At 38.8% G+C, this 18,527-nt stretch carries 15 protein-coding genes; 11 read left to right on the top strand and 4 right to left on the bottom strand.

Annotation, left to right across the window (positions count from 1 at the left end):
* Positions 1-533: 533 nt before the first annotated feature.
* The 4 genes from jag to rpmH form a co-directional block, all read right to left on the bottom strand.
* Entirely contained in the window at positions 534-1,151 is a 618-nt protein-coding gene (gene jag, locus MUN87_RS13645) for an RNA-binding cell elongation regulator Jag/EloR (RefSeq protein ID WP_244740996.1), read from the bottom strand.
* Positions 1,148-1,939, bottom strand: coding sequence for a YidC family membrane integrase SpoIIIJ (gene spoIIIJ / locus MUN87_RS13650; RefSeq protein ID WP_244740998.1), 792 nt, complete (start codon positions 1,937-1,939; stop codon positions 1,148-1,150). The genes jag and spoIIIJ overlap by 4 nt, the downstream gene beginning before the upstream one ends.
* 107 nt (positions 1,940-2,046) lie before the next feature.
* Entirely contained in the window at positions 2,047-2,388 is a 342-nt protein-coding gene (gene rnpA, locus MUN87_RS13655) for a ribonuclease P protein component (protein ID WP_244740999.1), read from the bottom strand.
* A gap of 85 nt (positions 2,389-2,473) precedes the next feature.
* Positions 2,474-2,608, bottom strand: coding sequence for a 50S ribosomal protein L34 (gene rpmH / locus MUN87_RS13660; protein WP_018933824.1), 135 nt, complete (start codon positions 2,606-2,608; stop codon positions 2,474-2,476).
* A gap of 579 nt (positions 2,609-3,187) precedes the next feature.
* Between rpmH and dnaA the strand changes: the two genes are divergently transcribed.
* From dnaA to pdxS, 11 genes are all read left to right on the top strand, one after another.
* Entirely contained in the window at positions 3,188-4,540 is a 1,353-nt protein-coding gene (gene dnaA / locus MUN87_RS13665; protein WP_244741001.1) for a chromosomal replication initiator protein DnaA, read from the top strand.
* A 176-nt stretch (positions 4,541-4,716) separates the two neighbouring features.
* On the top strand, positions 4,717-5,859 hold the full coding sequence (gene dnaN, locus MUN87_RS13670) for a DNA polymerase III subunit beta (RefSeq protein WP_244741003.1): 1,143 nt from the start codon (positions 4,717-4,719) through the stop codon (positions 5,857-5,859).
* Between the two features lie 873 nt (positions 5,860-6,732).
* Positions 6,733-6,957 (top strand): S4 domain-containing protein YaaA, encoded by a 225-nt coding sequence (gene yaaA / locus MUN87_RS13675; RefSeq protein ID WP_244741004.1) that lies wholly within the window; start codon positions 6,733-6,735, stop codon positions 6,955-6,957.
* 24 nt (positions 6,958-6,981) lie between these two features.
* Complete coding sequence (gene recF, locus MUN87_RS13680) at positions 6,982-8,094, top strand: DNA replication/repair protein RecF (RefSeq protein WP_244741006.1); 1,113 nt, start codon at positions 6,982-6,984, stop codon at positions 8,092-8,094.
* A gap of 13 nt (positions 8,095-8,107) precedes the next feature.
* Positions 8,108-8,401 (top strand): extracellular matrix regulator RemB, encoded by a 294-nt coding sequence (gene remB / locus MUN87_RS13685; protein ID WP_244741008.1) that lies wholly within the window; start codon positions 8,108-8,110, stop codon positions 8,399-8,401.
* A gap of 33 nt (positions 8,402-8,434) precedes the next feature.
* Positions 8,435-10,354 carry a DNA topoisomerase (ATP-hydrolyzing) subunit B gene (gyrB, locus tag MUN87_RS13690; RefSeq protein WP_244741009.1) on the top strand — a complete coding sequence of 640 codons (1,920 nt, stop codon included), beginning with the start codon at positions 8,435-8,437 and terminating at the stop codon, positions 10,352-10,354.
* Between the two features lie 66 nt (positions 10,355-10,420).
* Positions 10,421-12,940: a DNA gyrase subunit A gene (gene gyrA, locus MUN87_RS13695; protein WP_244741010.1), complete on the top strand. Its 2,520-nt coding sequence runs from the start codon at positions 10,421-10,423 to the stop codon at positions 12,938-12,940.
* 28 nt (positions 12,941-12,968) lie between these two features.
* Positions 12,969-14,054, top strand: coding sequence for an HD-GYP domain-containing protein (locus tag MUN87_RS13700; RefSeq protein ID WP_244747968.1), 1,086 nt, complete (start codon positions 12,969-12,971; stop codon positions 14,052-14,054).
* A gap of 446 nt (positions 14,055-14,500) precedes the next feature.
* On the top strand, positions 14,501-15,973 hold the full coding sequence (gene guaB, locus MUN87_RS13705; protein ID WP_244747969.1) for an IMP dehydrogenase: 1,473 nt from the start codon (positions 14,501-14,503) through the stop codon (positions 15,971-15,973).
* Between the two features lie 204 nt (positions 15,974-16,177).
* Positions 16,178-17,518, top strand: a complete 1,341-nt coding sequence (locus MUN87_RS13710; RefSeq protein WP_244741011.1) for a D-alanyl-D-alanine carboxypeptidase family protein — start codon at positions 16,178-16,180, stop codon at positions 17,516-17,518.
* A 109-nt stretch (positions 17,519-17,627) separates the two neighbouring features.
* Complete coding sequence (gene pdxS / locus MUN87_RS13715) at positions 17,628-18,512, top strand: pyridoxal 5'-phosphate synthase lyase subunit PdxS (RefSeq protein WP_244741013.1); 885 nt, start codon at positions 17,628-17,630, stop codon at positions 18,510-18,512.
* Positions 18,513-18,527 lie beyond the last annotated feature (15 nt).

Raw genomic sequence — 18,527 nt, forward strand, 5'->3', positions numbered from 1 at the left:
GCGTTACTTCATTGCTGCCTTGCACCGAGGAAGCCTACTTCGAAGCGTTACCAGTAGACGCAGGTGCAGACGTTGTGGATCTTCAGCGCCTGCATAATCCCGCGGGAGTCTCCGTGGTTGGCCTACGCTAGAATTGGGACTCTATAATTTTTGTAAGAGCTAGCATAGTGATCGTATGCATATATAATAGCGATTGAAAAATGTCTAGAACCACTGCTTTTTGCAGTTACGTCCGTTGTAGCACTTCCCTTAAGCTTAGGAAATAGGCGGAGACTCCCGTGGAATCAGCGCGAGCTGAAGATCCATTTATGAAAGAAAAGAATTTTTCTTTCATAAATTAGCTGAAGCCGTGCCCACAGGACGCGGAGCCTATTTCCGGAGCTTTGTTAAGCAGATAATATATATCAAAATGACCACTAAGCTACTAGCACAATCCATATTATAGGAACGAAACTTCATGTTCAATTTGATTACTGCACTGAAAAAAAACACGAGCAATGGCTTCATTGCTCGTGTTTTATCTAATTCACTAATTATTTTGGTTTGATAACGACATAGCGGTTTGGTTCATCACCCTGGGAATCGGTGGCGATGTCGCTACGTTTCTGCAATGCCGTATGAATTACTTTTCGTTCATAGGACGGCATTGGTTCAATTTTGACATCTTTCTTCGTTTTACTCGCTCGGTCCGCCAGTCGCTCTGCCAACGAAATCAATGTCTCTTTTCTTCGTTCCCGGTAGCCTTCTGCATCAATCGTAACAGAATAATACTTATCGGAATACTGATGCATCGCTAACTGGGCTAAATATTGTAAGGCATTTAATGTTTGCCCTCGCTTGCCTATCAATAATGCGATCTTTTCTCCACTAAGTTGTATCATGACTTCATTTTGTACAACGTTCGTTTCGATTTCGAATTGGGCATCAAATTCATTCACTATATTTTTAACATATTTCTTAATTTTTTCTACAGGATTTTCTTTTTGGGTTACCTTTACAATTGCTGGTTTAGAACCGAACAATCCTAAAATCCCCTTCTTACCTTCATCAATAACCTCGACTTGCGCCTGGTCCTCTGAGATGTTTAACTGCCTTAAAGCTGATTGGACCGCTTCATCAACTGTTTGTCCAGAAGCAGTTACTTTTCTCACTTTTGGTTTCCTCCTGCTTTTGCCTCATCACGTTTCATCATTGGGTTCTTCACAAGCAGTGTTTGTAATACCATGAAGATGTTACCAACTACCCAATAAAGCGCCAATGCAGACGGGAAGAAAAATGCGAATACCCCTATCATAATCGGCATCATATATAACATCATCGTCATTTGAGGCATCATTGAATTTTGTTGTGTTGACGTTCCGGCCATCATCAATTTTTGCTGCAAGAACGTAAATGCTGCTGTCAATATCGGTAAAATATGATACGGATCCGGCTGATCCAGCTGGAACCATAAGAAATGGTGTCCATCAAGTGCTTCTGTTCTCATGATCGCATGGTAAAATGCAATCAAAATTGGCATTTGCACAATTATTGGCAAACAGCCAGCTAACGGATTAACCCCGTTCTTTTGGAATAATTCCATTGTTTCCTGCTGCAACTTCTGCTGTGTCTGTTGATCTTTTGAACTGTACTTTTCTCTGATTTCCTGTAATTGCGGCTGGATATCCTGCATTGCTTTCGAACTCTTTAACTGTTTAATGTTTAACGGTAACAATACTAATCTGATTAACAATGTTACAAGTACGATCGATAATCCAAAGCCATAATCAGCATCAAATAACCTTGCTACCCATAAAATCAAATCGGATAAAGGTCTTACAAACCAGTTATTCCAGATACCAGTACTCTCATCCGTAATTGGTTCGTTCACCTCAGTACAACCTGATAACAGGGCTACTACAGCTATCAAAGCCGAGGCTGTTAGGAGCTTTTTACGCATCTTGATCCTCCTTATTTCCTACAAAAAACGTATTTTATAGTACCTCATTTTATCACTATTACCTGCTACCAAGCTAGTCCTTCTAACAGGATTAACAAAATGTTCACTTAGTTTTTCAATAATTTTGTCTTAAATAGTAAATGACTGACACTTTTCTTGAATTGATAATAATCCATTTCTTTTGCAGGTTGTCTAGCAATGATAATGATATCATACTCGTTCTTTATTTTTTCATCTAATTCATGAAATATTTGTCGAATGTAGCGCTTTACCTGATTCCGTACGACTGCATTACCTATTTTTTTGCTGACAGATAACCCGATTCGATAATGATCCTGTTGATCTTTATGTAAAAAATAGATAACTAATTGACGATTGGCAAACGAAGCGCCCTTCTTAAATACCTCTTGAAATTCACTATTTTTTTTAATTCTCCATGCTTTCTTCATTACTAGTGCGCCTCCATTAAAGAAAACAATCCATCCCATGCAAGTGGTGCCTTACATGGAAAAAGACCACTGAAAAATCAGTGGCCTATGCAGATAATACTTTTCTACCCTTCTTACGACGACGAGCAAGTACCTTACGTCCATTTTTTGTGCTCATACGCGCACGAAATCCATGAACTTTTTTACGTTTACGATTATTTGGTTGAAATGTACGTTTCATTTATATGCACCTCCCTGAGGAATCTAAAAATCATAGTCGTTTTAGACAGTCTTAATCATTATACTTTCTAGACCTTATTTATGTCAATGCCTATAATCGAAAAACTTGTCCAATCCCTAGATCTGGGCAAGCTGTTAAAATCCCATCTGTATTATAACACAAATTCGCAAGATCTGTTATGATACAGATGGCGTGTGGATAACTTTACTGGCGCAAATCGACTTTTTCAGAACTCTATCGACAAATTACTCACAAAATAAGAGGGTGTGCAAAAAAAATACGCACATATTGTCTAACTTGTGGATAACCTTCACGAAAACATTGCAATATTCGCTCTGATTTGATATCATATTTGTGTTTTAGTTTGTGAATACATTCTTCAAAAAATAATCTTATCCACAAATTGTGGATATTATGTGGACAAAAGTTCACAGCTTGTATATTAGTTTATACACACATCTGTGGAAAACTTAATTGCTAGGTTTTCCGTTTTTTTGTCCGCCATTTTTTATCCACAACTTATTCAAGCGTAAATGAAAGACTTTTTATTATTTTCATTTAATGAGAGGAGGGAATGACATGGAAAATATCGAGGATCTTTGGAGTAATACGCTGGAGTTAATTAAAGATAAAGTAAGTAAACCAAGTTACGATACGTGGCTTAAAAACACCTCTGTAGACCATTTAAAAGATGATACAGTCATTATTTCTGCTCCAAATGAATTTACCAGGGATTGGTTAGAATCCCGTTATACATCTATTATTGCAGAAGCTTTGTATGAACTGACAGGCGCGAAACTTACTGTTAAATTCGTCATCCCAGATACCCTGCAGGAGGAAGAAGAAGAAGTGGCCCAAATGAAAAAGAAGAAAACTGTCGCTTCTCAAAATAGCGAGACATCGCCAAAATCGATGTTAAATGACAAATATACATTCGAAACATTTGTCATCGGTTCTGGAAACAGGTTTGCTCATGCCGCTTCACTAGCAGTAGCAGAAGCTCCTGCCAAAGCATACAATCCATTATTCATCTATGGTGGTGTCGGATTAGGTAAGACCCACTTAATGCATGCAATTGGCCATTATGTGCTTGATCACAATCCATCTGCAAAGGTGGTCTATTTATCATCCGAAAAATTCACCAACGAATTCATTAATTCCATTCGTGATAATAAAGCCGTGAATTTTCGAAATAAATATCGAAACGTGGATGTGTTATTAATAGATGATATTCAGTTCCTGGCTGGAAAAGAACAAACACAAGAAGAATTTTTTCATACGTTTAATACGTTACATGAAGAAAATAAGCAGATTATTATCTCTAGTGACAGACCACCAAAGGAAATTCCTACACTAGAAGATCGTTTGCGTTCACGCTTTGAATGGGGACTGATTACCGATATCACCCCACCAGACTTGGAAACAAGGATTGCCATCCTGCGCAAGAAAGCAAAAGCAGAAGGACTGGATATCCCAAATGAAGTCATGCTGTATATTGCCAATCAAATTGATACGAATATCCGGGAATTAGAAGGTGCGTTAATTCGAGTTGTTGCCTATTCATCCCTGATTAATCAAGATATTGATGCATCATTAGCAGCAGAAGCATTAAAAGACATTATTCCTTCTTCACGTCCAAAAGTAATTACGATCCAACATATTCAGGAGGAAGTCGGTAAACGATATAATGTCAAAATTGAAGAATTTGCTGCCAAAAAACGTACAAAATCGATTGCCTTTCCTAGACAAATCGCGATGTACTTATCAAGGGAGTTAACAGATTTCTCTCTGCCTAAGATTGGAGAAGAATTTGGAGGACGTGACCACACAACTGTCATCCATGCCCATGAAAAAATCTCTAAATTAATGGGAACAGACGAACAATTAAGTAAAGAAATCGAAGAAATAAAAGAACAGTTAAAATCTATGTAAACAAAATCATGTGAAAAGTGTGGATAACTATTTCATAGTCACAAACAAGTTATTCACATCTGGATAACTTTTAATTACACGCGTTTTTGCAGTTATCCACAAATTCACAGGCCCTATTACTATTATTACGGTATTATATTAATAATAAATAAATATATTCCTCAAGGAGGATAAGCATGAAAATTGTAATAAATCGAGATAAGCTAATGGAAAGTATTCAACATGTAACAAAAGCTATTTCAGCTAAAACCGCGATTCCGATTTTATCTGGATTAAAAATACAAGCAACGACAAATGGAATTACCCTGACAGGGAGTAATTCTGATATCACAATTGAATCTTTTATTCCAGTTGAAGAAGAAGGCATTCAATTCATTGATGAATTAGAAGCAGGCGAAATAATCGTTCATGCAAAATATTTTCCTGAAATTATTCGGAAATTGCCATCAGATACAGCTGCCATTCAAGTTGATGAACAATTACAAGTAACTATTCAATCCGGGCATGCTGAATTCCATTTAAACGGACAGGATGCAGAAGAATATCCACAAATTTCGCAAATTCAAACAGAAACTAATTTTGAATTGCCGATTAATCTATTAAAAAATATGATTAAACAGACGGTTTTTGCCGTATCCACTTCAGAAACAAGACCTATTCTGACTGGGGTAAATATAAAAGTGGAGAATGAGCAACTGCATTTCATTGCAACGGATAGTCACCGACTTGCAGCAAGTAAACTGCCATTAGATGATCACATTAATGAATTTCCGTTTGAACAAGTCGTGATTCCAGGAAAAAGTTTAAATGAATTAAGCAAAATCTTGCAGGATACAGAAAATAAAATTCAAATCAGTATTTCTGAAAATCAAATTGCGTTCCAAACGGATCATTTATACTTCTTGTCCCGTTTACTAGACGGAAAATATCCCGAGACCTCACGATTGATACCGGAGGAGAGTAAAACATTAATTCAGGTCGGTACCAAAACGTTATTACAAGCAGTTGACCGTGCTTCATTATTAGCGAAGGAAAATCATAACAATGTAATTCGTCTGCAAACATTGAACGATCAAATTGTGGAAATCTCAAGTCAGTCACCTGAAATTGGAAAAGTAGAAGAAGAAATCAGTGTAGCAAAAATCGATGGAGAGGAATTAAAAATCTCCTTCAGCTCGAAATATATGATCGATGCATTAAAGATTATGGAAACTGATCAAGTGAAAATTGAATTCACCGGTGCCATGCGCCCATTTATCATTAAACCAATTGACCATGATCAGATCCTGCAACTTATCTTACCTGTACGAACATTTTAATCCAAAAGAGGGACAATTATCGTTGTTCCTCTTTTTTTATCAGCAAGTATATAAGCACAGTCATAGCCGTAATCACGCTGAACATGAAAGTGGGTTCTTATAATGTGGATTATGTAAAGTAGAACTGTCAGACATTGAGGTAATTTTGATAGATTTCATCTGCATAGCAAAGCTCCGGAAATAGGCTCCGCGTCCTGTGGGGTCGGGTTCAGCCTCCTCGCGAGCAAAAACCGCTCACTGCGGGGTCTTCACACACGACCGATCCCACGGGAGTCTCCGCCTATTTCCTACGCTTGAGGGAAGTGCTACAACGTATGGAACAGCAAATAGCAGTGGTTCTAGGCATTTTTCAATAGCTATTATATATGCATGCGATCAATAAGCTAGCTCTGACAAAAATTGTAGAGTCCCAATCCGAGCGTAGGCCAACCACGGAGACTCCCGCGGGACAGGCAGGTGCTGAAGATCCACAACGTCTGCACCTGCGTCTACTAGTAACGCTTTGAAGTAGGCTTCCTCGGTGCAAGGCAGCAATGAAGTAACGCAAGTAGTAGCCTAGCTTCAGCCGTGCCCCGCAGGACGCGGAGTGGTTGGACGAAGCGTTATCCCAGCACATTTAATATCTCAATATGGATGCTTGGTTAGCGATGGCCATTTTACATAATCCATATTATGGGTAGTTCTATGTTATTTTGTTAGTTAGGACTGGGTGAACTTCTCCTGTTTTTCTTATTAACAAAGAATATTGCTTCATCCACTCCTCAATAAAAAGAAATGAGCAGGTTTACTTTTCTAATCCACAAATGTTTAGTAAAATAGATAGAAGGGCTATACTGATAACCAATATCTTTTTTAGATGAAGTAGGTGAAAAAATGGAAGAAAAAATTGCGATAACAACAGATTATATCCCACTTGGTCAATTTTTGAAGCTCGCCAATATTCTGGAATCTGGTGGTATGATTAAAGTTTTTCTACAGGAAAATGGTGTGTATGTAAATGACGAATTGGAGACGCGCCGTGGAAAAAAACTTTATCCAGGGGATACAGTCTATGTAGAAGATGTTGGTACGTTCGTGGTAGCAAAAAACGAGGAGTAACGTTCGGTTCGAAAGGAAATTCGAATGCATATACAACAGTTAAGCTTAACCAATTATCGAAATTATAAACAGTTATCGGTTCAGTTCGATGATAAAATTAATGTGATTATCGGAGAGAACGCCCAAGGAAAAACAAACTTGATGGAATCTATCTATGTATTAGGCTTTTCCAAATCACATCGAACAACCAAAGATAAAGAATTAATTCAGTGGGACCAAAACTATGCTAAAATAGAAGGTAGTATTGTCAAAAGGAACCGCCAATTTCCACTTGAAATACAAATTACAAATAAAGGTAAGAAAGCTAAATTAAACCACCTGGAGCAAAGGCGTCTCAGTGATTACATTGGGGCCCTTAATATTGTTATGTTTGCTCCGGAGGATTTAAACCTGGTGAAAGGTAGTCCGCAAATCAGGAGACGTTTTATTGATATGGAGATCGGTCAGATTCAGCCAGTTTATATCTATCATCTTGGCCAATATGTTAAAATTTTAAAGCAACGAAATCATTTACTGAAACAATTACAGAAACGCAGAACTGATGATGTAACGATGCTGCGTGTCCTGACAGAGCAAATGACCGAACATGCTGCTATCATTTTGGAGAAACGATTCCTGTTTATGAAGCATTTACGCAAATGGGCTAATGAGATACATAGAGGAATCAGTAGAGGCATTGAAGACTTAGATCTTCAATATGCAGCAACGGCCGAGGTATCAGAGTCTGATAATAAGGAAAAAATAAGAATAACACTGACGGAATCATTTGCTGAGGTAGAGACAAAAGAAATAGAACGGGGCACCACCCTGATAGGACCGCATCGAGATGATGTGGTGTTCTATGTGAACGGCAAAAATGTCCAAACCTATGGATCGCAAGGACAACAGCGAACAACTGCCTTGTCTTTGAAACTGGCAGAGATAGAACTCATTTATCAGGAGACGAAAGATTATCCTATTTTATTACTAGACGATGTGTTAAGTGAATTAGACGACTATCGGCAATCCCATCTCTTAGACACAATTGAAGGAAAAGTCCAGACCTTTGTTTCGACAACCAGTGTAGATGGTATTCATCATCAGACACTGGAAAAAGCAGAGATCTTTCGAATAGATCAAGGAAAAATTTTGGAATAAAAGTGGGGATATCATGTTTATTCACATTGGAGATGATCATGTCATTCAATCGAAAGATGTGATTAGCATTATTGATTATAGTTTAGTAAGTTCTTCGACTATTAACGAAGAAATGCTTACTGAATTGAGGAATAAAAACCAAGTGATCGTAACAGATGAAGAACAGACCAAAGCGGTTGTGATAACGAATGATCGTGTTTATTATAGTCCGTTGTCTGTATTAACACTTAAGAAACGTGCAAGTATGATTTCTACGATTAGCAGGTTAGAAGATTACGCAGAAGTTAATGAGGAAGAAGAAAGATAACAATCAGATAGAATGTAGGTGATTGAATTGACAATGGAAGAGAATCAGCCAATGGATCAAGCCTATGATGCCGATCAGATACAAGTATTAGAAGGCTTAGAGGCGGTTAGAAAAAGACCGGGTATGTATATAGGATCAACCAATGAAAAAGGACTTCATCACTTAGTATGGGAAATTGTCGATAACAGTATAGATGAAGCACTTGCCGGCCATTGTGACCATATTCAAGTAATGATCGAAGAAGATAATAGTATTACCGTTATTGATAATGGCCGTGGTATTCCGGTCAACACCCATGAGAAAACAGGACGACCTGCTGTTGAGACAATTATGACAGTACTTCACGCTGGTGGTAAATTCGGCGGTGGCGGTTATAAAGTTTCCGGTGGACTTCACGGTGTAGGTGCCTCGGTTGTAAATGCACTTTCCAGCGAATTAGAAGTATTTGTTCATCGTGACGGTAAATTACATCATCTTAGCTTTTCCAGAGGTAAACCGGACAGTGAGCTGCAAGTAATTGGTGAAACGGACATTACAGGAACCCGTACGCACTTCAAGCCGGATCCCGAAATTTTCAGCGAAACGACTGTGTATATCTATGATGTCTTAGCTACTCGTTTACGAGAATTAGCATTCTTAAATAAAGGCTTATCCATTTCAATCAAAGATAACCGGGAAGATCGGGAAGCAGAGACTTTCTTCTATGAAGGCGGGATACGTTCTTATGTGGAACACCTGAATCGATCTAAAGAAGTGTTACACGAGCCGTTCTATGCGGAGAAGGAAGAAGAGAATATTCAAGTAGAAGTTGCTTTACAGTATAATGACGGCTTTGCAAGTAATATTTACTCCTTTGCAAACAATATTAATACGCATGAGGGCGGTACCCACGAATCTGGTTTTAAGACTGGTCTGACACGTGTGATTAACGATTATGCTCGAAAAAATAACCTCTTTAAGGAAAATGATCCTAATTTAACAGGTGATGATGTTCGGGAAGGCTTAACAGCAATTATTTCTATCAAACACCCTGACCCGCAGTTCGAAGGACAGACAAAAACTAAGCTCGGAAACAGTGAAGCACGGACCATTACTGATTCTGCCTTCAGCGAATTATTTTCCAAGTTTTTATTTGAAAATCCAAATACGGCAAGAATAATCGTTGATAAAGGGTTAATGGCATCCCGAGCTAGAATGGCTGCTAAGAAAGCTCGTGAATTAACGAGAAGAAAAGGTGCTTTGGAAGTTTCTAATCTTCCGGGGAAACTGGCCGACTGTTCGTCACGAGATGCATCAATCAGTGAATTGTACATTGTTGAGGGTGACTCTGCAGGTGGTTCAGCGAAGCAAGGGCGTGATCGTCATTTCCAAGCGATTCTGCCATTAAGAGGTAAAATCCTGAATGTGGAAAAGGCTAGATTAGATAAAATTTTATCAAACAATGAAATACGTACCATTATCACAGCACTTGGTACAGGGATTGGCGAAGAGTTTGATATTACGAAAGCACGTTACCATAAAATTGTTATTATGACAGATGCGGATGTCGATGGTGCCCATATTCGGACGTTATTGTTAACTTTCTTCTTCCGTTTTATGAGACCGTTAATTGAATACGGTTATGTCTATATTGCACAGCCACCTCTTTATCAGATAAAGCAAGGAAAAGCTGTTCATTACACTTACTCTGATCGTGAATTGGATGCGTTATTGGCAGAGTTGCCAAAACAGCCAAAACCAGGATTACAACGTTACAAAGGTTTAGGTGAAATGAACGCAACTCAACTATGGGAAACGACAATGGATCCTGCTGAACGTACCTTATTACAGGTGGGATTAGAAGACGCAATGGAAGCCGATCTGATTTTTGACATGTTAATGGGTGATAAGGTAGAGCCACGACGTAATTTCATTCAAGATAATGCCATTTATGTGAAGAATTTAGATGTGTAAGAGTGTAAACTAGTAGAATTAGTGTTTGTTCACGTCTTCCGGCAGTGAAATAGGAGGTAATGATATATGGTGGATCATAATCGTCCACAAGTTCAAGAAATTAATATTGGACAAGAAATGCGCACATCTTTCTTAGATTATGCGATGAGTGTTATTGTCGCACGTGCATTACCAGATGTCCGTGATGGGATGAAACCAGTACACCGAAGAATTTTATATGCATTGAATGATCAAGGTATGCATGCAGACAAAGCATACAAGAAATCAGCACGTATTGTTGGGGATGTTATTGGTAAGTATCACCCTCATGGGGATTCTGCTGTATACGAGGCAATGGTCAGAATGGCACAGGATTTCAGCTATCGTTATATGCTGGTTGATGGGCATGGTAATTTTGGTTCGGTTGATGGTGACCCACCAGCCGCGATGCGTTATACGGAAGCAAGAATGTCAAAAATATCAATGGAAATGTTACGAGACATTAACAAAGATACGATTGATTATACGGATAACTATGATGGATCGGAACGAGAACCGAAAGTATTACCGTCGAAGTTCCCAAATCTATTGGTTAATGGTGCATCAGGTATTGCCGTTGGGATGGCTACTAATATTCCTCCCCATCACTTAGGGGAAACAATTGATGCGATTCTTGCCGTAAGTGAAAATCCGGATATTACAATTACAGAACTAATGGAACAATATATACCAGGTCCAGATTTCCCTACAGCAGGTCAAATCCTTGGCCGAAGCGGTATTAGAAGAGCTTTTGAAACGGGTAAAGGTTCAATTACCATCCGGGCGAAAACTGAAATTGAAGAACAGGCGAATGGAAAGGCGAAGATTCTTGTTTCTGAATTGCCTTACCAGGTAAATAAAGCGAAATTAGTCGAAAAAATTGCAGAGCTTGCTCGTGATAAGCGAATTGAAGGCATTACTGATTTACGGGATGAATCAGATCGAAACGGCATGCGGATAGTGATTGAATTACGCCGGGATGCCAATCCTAACGTCGTACTGAACAATTTATATAAACAAACCTCTCTGCAGACTTCTTTTGGTATTAATATGCTGGCGTTAGTAGACGGACAGCCAAAAGTTTTAACGCTGAAGCAATGTCTGGAATACTACCTGGAGCATCAAAAAGAAATTATTATCAGAAGAACGCAATATGAATTGAACAAAGCAGAAGCGCGTGCGCACATCTTGGAAGGTTTACGAATTGCTCTTGATCACATCGATGAGATCATTACTTTGATCCGTCAATCGAATACTACAGAGATTGCCCGCGAAGGACTTATGCAGCGTTTCCACTTATCGGAAAAACAAGCGCAAGCTATTCTGGATATGCGTTTGCAACGCTTAACCGGTTTGGAAAGAGAAAAGATTGAAGAAGAATACAAAGAGATCATGGCAATGATTGAGGAATATAAAGCAATTCTGGCGGATGAGCAAAAGATTTTGCAAATTATCCGTGAAGAGTTAACCGAAATCAAAGAAAAATTCAATGATGAGCGAAGAACGGAAATTGTAGCTGGTGGATTGGATCAAATTGAAGACGAAGATTTGATTCCTGAGGAGAACATCGTGATTACATTAACACATCGTGGTTATATTAAACGATTGCCAGCAAGTACTTATCGTGCTCAGCGACGCGGTGGTCGAGGAATACAAGGTATGGGTACAAATGAAGATGATTTTGTTGAACATTTGGTATCCTGTTCTACGCATGATACAGTTCTATTCTTCTCTAACAAAGGGAAAGTCTATCGTTCCAAAGGGTATGAAATCCCCGAATTTAATCGTACTGCTAAAGGGATCCCGATTATCAATCTGCTGGAAGTGGAGCAAGGAGAATGGATTAATGCCGTCATTACCGTCTCTGAGTACCATGAAGACTGGTATCTATTCTTTACGACGAAGTTTGGGGTATCGAAACGTACTTCCTTACCACAGTTTGCTAATATTCGAAAAGGCGGTTTGATCGCATTAAATTTACGTGAGGGAGATGAATTAATCTCTGTCCGTTTAACAAATGGTCAAAAAGACATTCTGATCGGTACGAAGAATGGTTATGTGATTCGATTTGAAGAAGAACAAATTCGTTCCATGGGAAGAACGGCAGCTGGGGTAAAAGGTATTTCACTGCGGGAAGACGATGAAGTCGTATCAATGGAGATCATTGAAGAAGGCCAATACGTCTTAAATGTTACCGAGCATGGCTATGGAAAACGAACACCTATCGAGGAATACCGAAGAACCAATCGTGGTGGTAAAGGGATCTTCACTTGTAACATTACTGACAAGACAGGAAGAGTTGTGGCAGTTAAAACGGTTGTTGATGATGAGGATATCATGATTATGACTGTTTCCGGAGTATTAATCAGAATGCAAGTAGAAGGTATTTCGACTACAGGAAGAAATACACAAGGTGTCCGTCTGATCCGATTGCAGGATGAGGAGAGAGTCGCAACTGTTGCAAAAGTAGATAGCGAAGAGGAACTTGAAGAAGAACTGCTAGAAGCAGTTAACGAGGAAGTAACCCAAGAAGTAACAGAGAACGATAACGATAACGAGTCTGAATAAATCAAACAAGGGTGTGATCTATTTGCAGGTGCATCCACAACAATTAGTAGCAGGATGTATTTTAACGAAGCAGGTTACGGGCAAGACTAGGCATCCTATCATTGAACAAGACACAGTGATAAAAGAAAAACATATAAAAGTACTCGAGCATTTTCAAATAGAGAAGGTAGAAGTCTCAGATACATTACAATCTGGTCAAAATTTTACACCAGAGAATATGCCAATAACTGAAAAAACGAGTGAACCACCTGTGCAAAGGAAGTCTAAAGCTTCCTTTGCTTCACTATACGTCAATACGGTTGCATATTATAAAGAGATGTTTAAGAAGTGGCAAAGCGGAAGTAATATCGAGATTCATCATGTGCGTCAAATCATGAATCCGTTGTTTGATTACATCAATGAAATTCATCTCGATTTATTTTTGTTACACCAATTCGCTTCCAAAAAGGATTATTTTTATCATCATGCTGTATCCGTTGCTTTATTATCGGCATATTTAGCCAAAAAGCTAGGCTACCATAAAGAATGGAAACAGGTAGGAATGGCCGGCTTACTTGCGGATTGCGGGATGGCTAAATTGAATGAAAATTGGTTAACGAAAGAATCACAGTTAACAATTGCTGAATACGAGGAAATCAAGAAGCATTCGACCTTATCCTATCGTATGGTGGAAGATATTCCTTTTGTAACACAGGCGATGAAATTGTCGATTCTGCAGCACCATGAACGAATGGATGGAAGTGGCTATCCTATTGGTGTTACAGAAGAAAAAATCCATCCGTTTGCTAAAATTATTGCAGTCTGTGATACATACCATGCGATGACTTCTGAACGATTTTACCGAAGAAAACAGTCGCCTTTTAAGGTGATGGCAGAGATGCTCAAACTAAAATATAAGAAATTTGATTTTACTGTTTTACAGAAATTTATCGACTCTTTAATGAATGTGACAATAGGCACCCGTGTCCAATTGTCCAACAAGCAAGAAGCATTTATTATTTTTATCGATCCTAACATTCCTACACGACCGATCGTTCGCGTGATCGATACCGAAGAAATTATCAACCTTGATGAGAAACAAGCCATTTTTATTGAAAAGATAATATCTGATTAACATCAACTGTCTCAGCAGATAGTAAGAAACGACTGGACCTGTGTGAAGGTATAGGCTGAACGTCGCAATACATGCTATCTATGAGGCAGTTTTTTTGTTGAAAAAGATAGGTGGATTCGAAGGTTAGATTATATATTTGCTGTTGGTTCATAATAGGATGGATTAAAGGTTGAATAAGTTTAGTAAGCTAGGTGTTCGGAGAAGATTACATGTAAAAATATTTTTTGTATGTAACCTCTTACATTATTGATCTGATCATATTGTGTTTTTAAAGCTCGAATTTCAGCGAAAAAAAAGGTTGAAAATAGCCAAAACATATCGTATTGTAAATAACAATAGTTAAGGATACAACCCTCGAAAATAGATGATTCTCTAGTGATAGAGAGTTGCTTATCTTTCCAATTTTTCCACAAAATAAACATTCATATATTTAAGGAGGCTGCATGATGAGAACAGACAAATTCGCAAAAGAAGGATTAACATTTGATGATGTATTGCTGTTGCCAGCGGAATCTAATGTATTACCAAGAGATGTTTCGGTTAGTACTAAGCTTTCCGACAATATCACGCTGAACATTCCTTTTCTTAGTGCTGGAATGGACACCGTAACGGAAGCGAAAATGGCAATTTCTATTGCTAGACAAGGTGGTATTGGTATTGTCCACAAAAACATGTCTATTGAGGAACAGGCAGAACAAGTTGATCGTGTAAAACGTTCTGAAAGTGGCGTTATTACGAATCCATTCTTCTTGTTGCCAGAACATCAAGTATTTGATGCAGAGCATTTAATGGGTAAATTCCGTATATCAGGAGTACCTATCGTCAACAACGAAGATGAGCAGAAATTAGTGGGCATTTTAACCAATCGTGATCTGCGCTTTATCGAAGATTATTCCATTAAGATTTCTGATGTGATGACGAGTCAAAACCTTGTGACAGCTCCAGTAGGTACAACACTTGAAGAAGCTGGTAAAATATTGCAAGAGCACAAAATTGAGAAATTACCACTTGTTGATAGCAACAATATCTTAAAGGGACTTATTACGATTAAAGATATCGAAAAAGTCATTGAGTTTCCTCATTCCGCGAAGGACAAGCAAGGACGCTTATTAGTCGGAGCTGCAGTAGGTATAACAGCAGATTCGATGGTACGCATTGATAAATTGGTCGAAGCAGGTGTGGACGTATTGGTTGTCGATACTGCGCACGGACATTCTCAAGGCGTGCTGGAGCAGGTGAAGCGTGTACGTGATAAATATCCTAATATTGATATTATTGCAGGAAACGTGGCTACTGCTGAAGCGACAAGAGCATTGATCGAAGCTGGTGCCAATATTATCAAAGTAGGTATCGGACCTGGCTCTATTTGTACGACAAGAGTGGTAGCAGGTGTAGGTGTGCCACAGATTACTGCTGTGAATGATTGTGCGACAGAAGCACAAAAATTCGATATCCCAGTAATTGCAGACGGTGGTATTAAATACTCTGGCGATGTTACCAAAGCAATTGCGGCTGGTGCACATGCTGTAATGCTAGGAAGTTTGTTCGCCGGTGTATCCGAAAGTCCTGGGGAAACCGAAATCTTCCAAGGCAGAAGATATAAAGTATATCGTGGAATGGGCTCTGTGACATCGATGAAATCTGGATCAAATGATCGTTATTTCCAAGATTCACAAGATGCGAAAAAACTGGTTCCTGAAGGAATTGAAGGACGAGTTGCTTACAAAGGACCATTAGCAGATACCGTTCACCAATTATTAGGCGGATTACGTTCAGGTATGGGCTATTGTGGTGCAAAAGATATCGAAGTGTTGCGTAATGACGCACGCTTTATCCGAATGACCGGTGCAGGCTTACGAGAAAGTCATCCACACGATGTCCAAATCACAAAAGAATCACCGAACTACTCGTTAACATAATCAGGAGATAGACAGAGAAAAACTTGGATCATCCAAGTTTTTCTTTATAATGAAGGAAAGTTAATAGTCATTGTCATGATAATTTCAGAAACACAAGAGTAAAAGATTTAGAGGATTATTTTGTAATAGGCTTAAAGCGTTATTTTCTATTTGGTCCAGTTGTGATAAAATTATTTCGTAAAATAATAGTCGGAGGTAGGAACATTGAAGGACGTAATGAAGAAAGTTAGCATCTTGGTTGTGATGGCAGTATTAATGATCACGACTTTCTCTATCAATAATATCAAGGTAAGTGCAGCTACGAATTTAGACGTGAAAGCTGAATCAGCTATCATCGTCGACGCAAATTCAGGGAGAATTTTATATGAGAAACAATCTGATTTAAAATTACCTCCAGCTAGTATGACGAAAATGATGACGGAATATTTAGTACTTGAAGCAATTGAAGCGGGTACAATTAGCTGGGACACAACGACTCAAATAGGAGATTATGCTTATTGGTTATCTTCCAATAATAGTTTTAGTGGTATCGGTTTGCGTCAGAATAAGCAATATACCGTTCGTGAATTATACGAAGCGATGGCTATTTACTCAGATAACGCGACAACTGTTGCCTTAACAGAGTTAGTAGCAGGTTCAGAAGGCGAATTTGTCAAAATGATGAACGCCAAAGCGGAAGAAATGGGACTACAGGAATATAAATTTGTAAACTCTACTGGTCTATCCAATACTGACTTAGAAGAGTATCACCCGGAAGGTACGGAACCGAATGCAGATAACTTACTTTCTGCCCGTTCCGCAGCTTTACTTGCCTATCATTTAGTTAATGATCATCCGGAGGCTTTAGATTATTCCAGTATGTTATCAACGACACTTGATGATCGTGAATTAACAAACTGGAACTGGATGTTACCATGGGATGATAATAACTTTACCCAATTTGGCTTTGAAGGTGTCGATGGACTTAAAACAGGCCATACTGATGCGGCAGGTTATTGTTTTACCGGAACTGCCCAACAAGGGGATCGCCGAATTATCACGGTGGTTATGAAGACAAACAGTGAGACAGAGCGATTTGTCGAGACGAAAAAACTGATGGAATATGGTTTTTCACAGTTTGAACAAGCAGAACTTTTTTCTGCTGATTATCAAGTAGAAGATCAAAAAACATTGCCTGTATCAAAAGGTAAAGAAGATGAAGTAGAAATCAAAACAGCAGAAGCGGTTGCTACTACGATTAAAACAGGCGAAGAGGATTTATATCAGATTAAGTATGAGATGGATCCAGAAAAACTAACCGAAGATGGAACGCTTGAAGCTCCTGTTGAAGCAGGCGAAAAAGTGGGAGAAGCGGTTATAGAATATACTGGTGAAACAGATAACGGTTATATTGGTGGAGCGGACAATGTTCAACGTGTCGATGTCGTGACATCCAATGCAGTCGAGAAATCAAACTGGTTTATGCTGACATTAGGAGCTATCGGTGACTTTTTTGCTAACGTATTTACAACTGTAGTTGATTTCTTTAAAGGACTGTTTAGTTAAGATAATTCCTATTACAGAGGTTGGCATTTGGTTCATATTTGTTATATAATGTATGAGGAATGAGTCGATCGTATATAGGAAATAGTTCATAATTAGGAGGAACATGAGAATGTCTAAAATAGGTACAGATAGAGTAAAAAGAGGTATGGCAGAAATGCAAAAAGGCGGCGTTATTATGGACGTTGTCAACGCAGAACAAGCAAAAATCGCTGAAGAAGCTGGTGCTGTAGCGGTTATGGCATTAGAAAGAGTACCATCAGATATTCGTGCAGCAGGTGGAGTAGCACGTATGGCAGACCCTACTATCGTGGAAGAGGTCATGAATGCAGTTTCTATTCCAGTAATGGCAAAAGCTCGTATTGGTCACATTGTTGAAGCGAAAGTGTTGGAATCAATGGGTGTTGACTATATTGATGAGAGTGAAGTATTAACGCCAGCGGATGAAGTGTATCACTTAAACAAACGTGAATATACCGTACCTTTTGTATGTGGTTGCCGTAATCTTGGTGAAGCTGCTCGTCGTATCGGTGAAGGGACTTCTATGCTTCGTACGAAAGGTGAGCCAGGAACTGGTAACATTGTTGAAGCGGTTCGTCATATCCGTGAAGTAAATGGACAGGTTCGCAAATTAGTACATATGTCAGAGGACGAAGTAATGACATATGCAAAAGAATTAGGTGCACCTTATGAAGTACTTTTAGATATTAAAGAAAAAGGCCGTCTACCAGTCGTAAACTTCGCGGCAGGTGGTGTGGCAACTCCTGCAGATGCAGCGTTAATGATGCAGTTAGGTGCTGACGGAGTCTTTGTTGGTTCAGGTATCTTTAAGTCAGATAACCCTGCTAATTTTGCAAGAGCCATTGTAGAAGCAACAACTCATTACGATAATTATGATTTAATTGCTAAAGTATCAAAAGGTATCGGTACGGCAATGAAAGGTCTAGAAATTAGCACGATTGCTCCACAAGAGCGTATGCAAGATCGTGGCTGGTAATTAGTGAGGAGAAGA

Source organism: Gracilibacillus salinarum, assembly GCF_022919575.1.
Lineage (GTDB): Bacteria > Bacillota > Bacilli > Bacillales > Amphibacillaceae > Gracilibacillus > Gracilibacillus salinarum.

Bases quoted from the DNA above. Each gene is read 5' to 3' on its own strand.
- spoIIIJ (WP_244740998.1), bottom strand. From the start codon at position 1,939: ATGCGTAAAAAGCTCCTAACAGCCTCGGCTTTGATAGCTGTAGTAGCC.
- rnpA (WP_244740999.1), bottom strand. From the start codon at position 2,388: ATGAAGAAAGCATGGAGAATTAAAAAAAATAGTGAATTTCAAGAGGTA.
- rpmH (WP_018933824.1), bottom strand. From the start codon at position 2,608: ATGAAACGTACATTTCAACCAAATAATCGTAAACGTAAAAAAGTTCAT.
- dnaA (WP_244741001.1), top strand. From the start codon at position 3,188: ATGGAAAATATCGAGGATCTTTGGAGTAATACGCTGGAGTTAATTAAA.
- dnaN (WP_244741003.1), top strand. From the start codon at position 4,717: ATGAAAATTGTAATAAATCGAGATAAGCTAATGGAAAGTATTCAACAT.
- yaaA (WP_244741004.1), top strand. From the start codon at position 6,733: ATGGAAGAAAAAATTGCGATAACAACAGATTATATCCCACTTGGTCAA.
- recF (WP_244741006.1), top strand. From the start codon at position 6,982: ATGCATATACAACAGTTAAGCTTAACCAATTATCGAAATTATAAACAG.
- remB (WP_244741008.1), top strand. From the start codon at position 8,108: ATGTTTATTCACATTGGAGATGATCATGTCATTCAATCGAAAGATGTG.
- gyrB (WP_244741009.1), top strand. From the start codon at position 8,435: ATGGAAGAGAATCAGCCAATGGATCAAGCCTATGATGCCGATCAGATA.
- gyrA (WP_244741010.1), top strand. From the start codon at position 10,421: ATGGTGGATCATAATCGTCCACAAGTTCAAGAAATTAATATTGGACAA.
- guaB (WP_244747969.1), top strand. From the start codon at position 14,501: ATGAGAACAGACAAATTCGCAAAAGAAGGATTAACATTTGATGATGTA.
- pdxS (WP_244741013.1), top strand. From the start codon at position 17,628: ATGTCTAAAATAGGTACAGATAGAGTAAAAAGAGGTATGGCAGAAATG.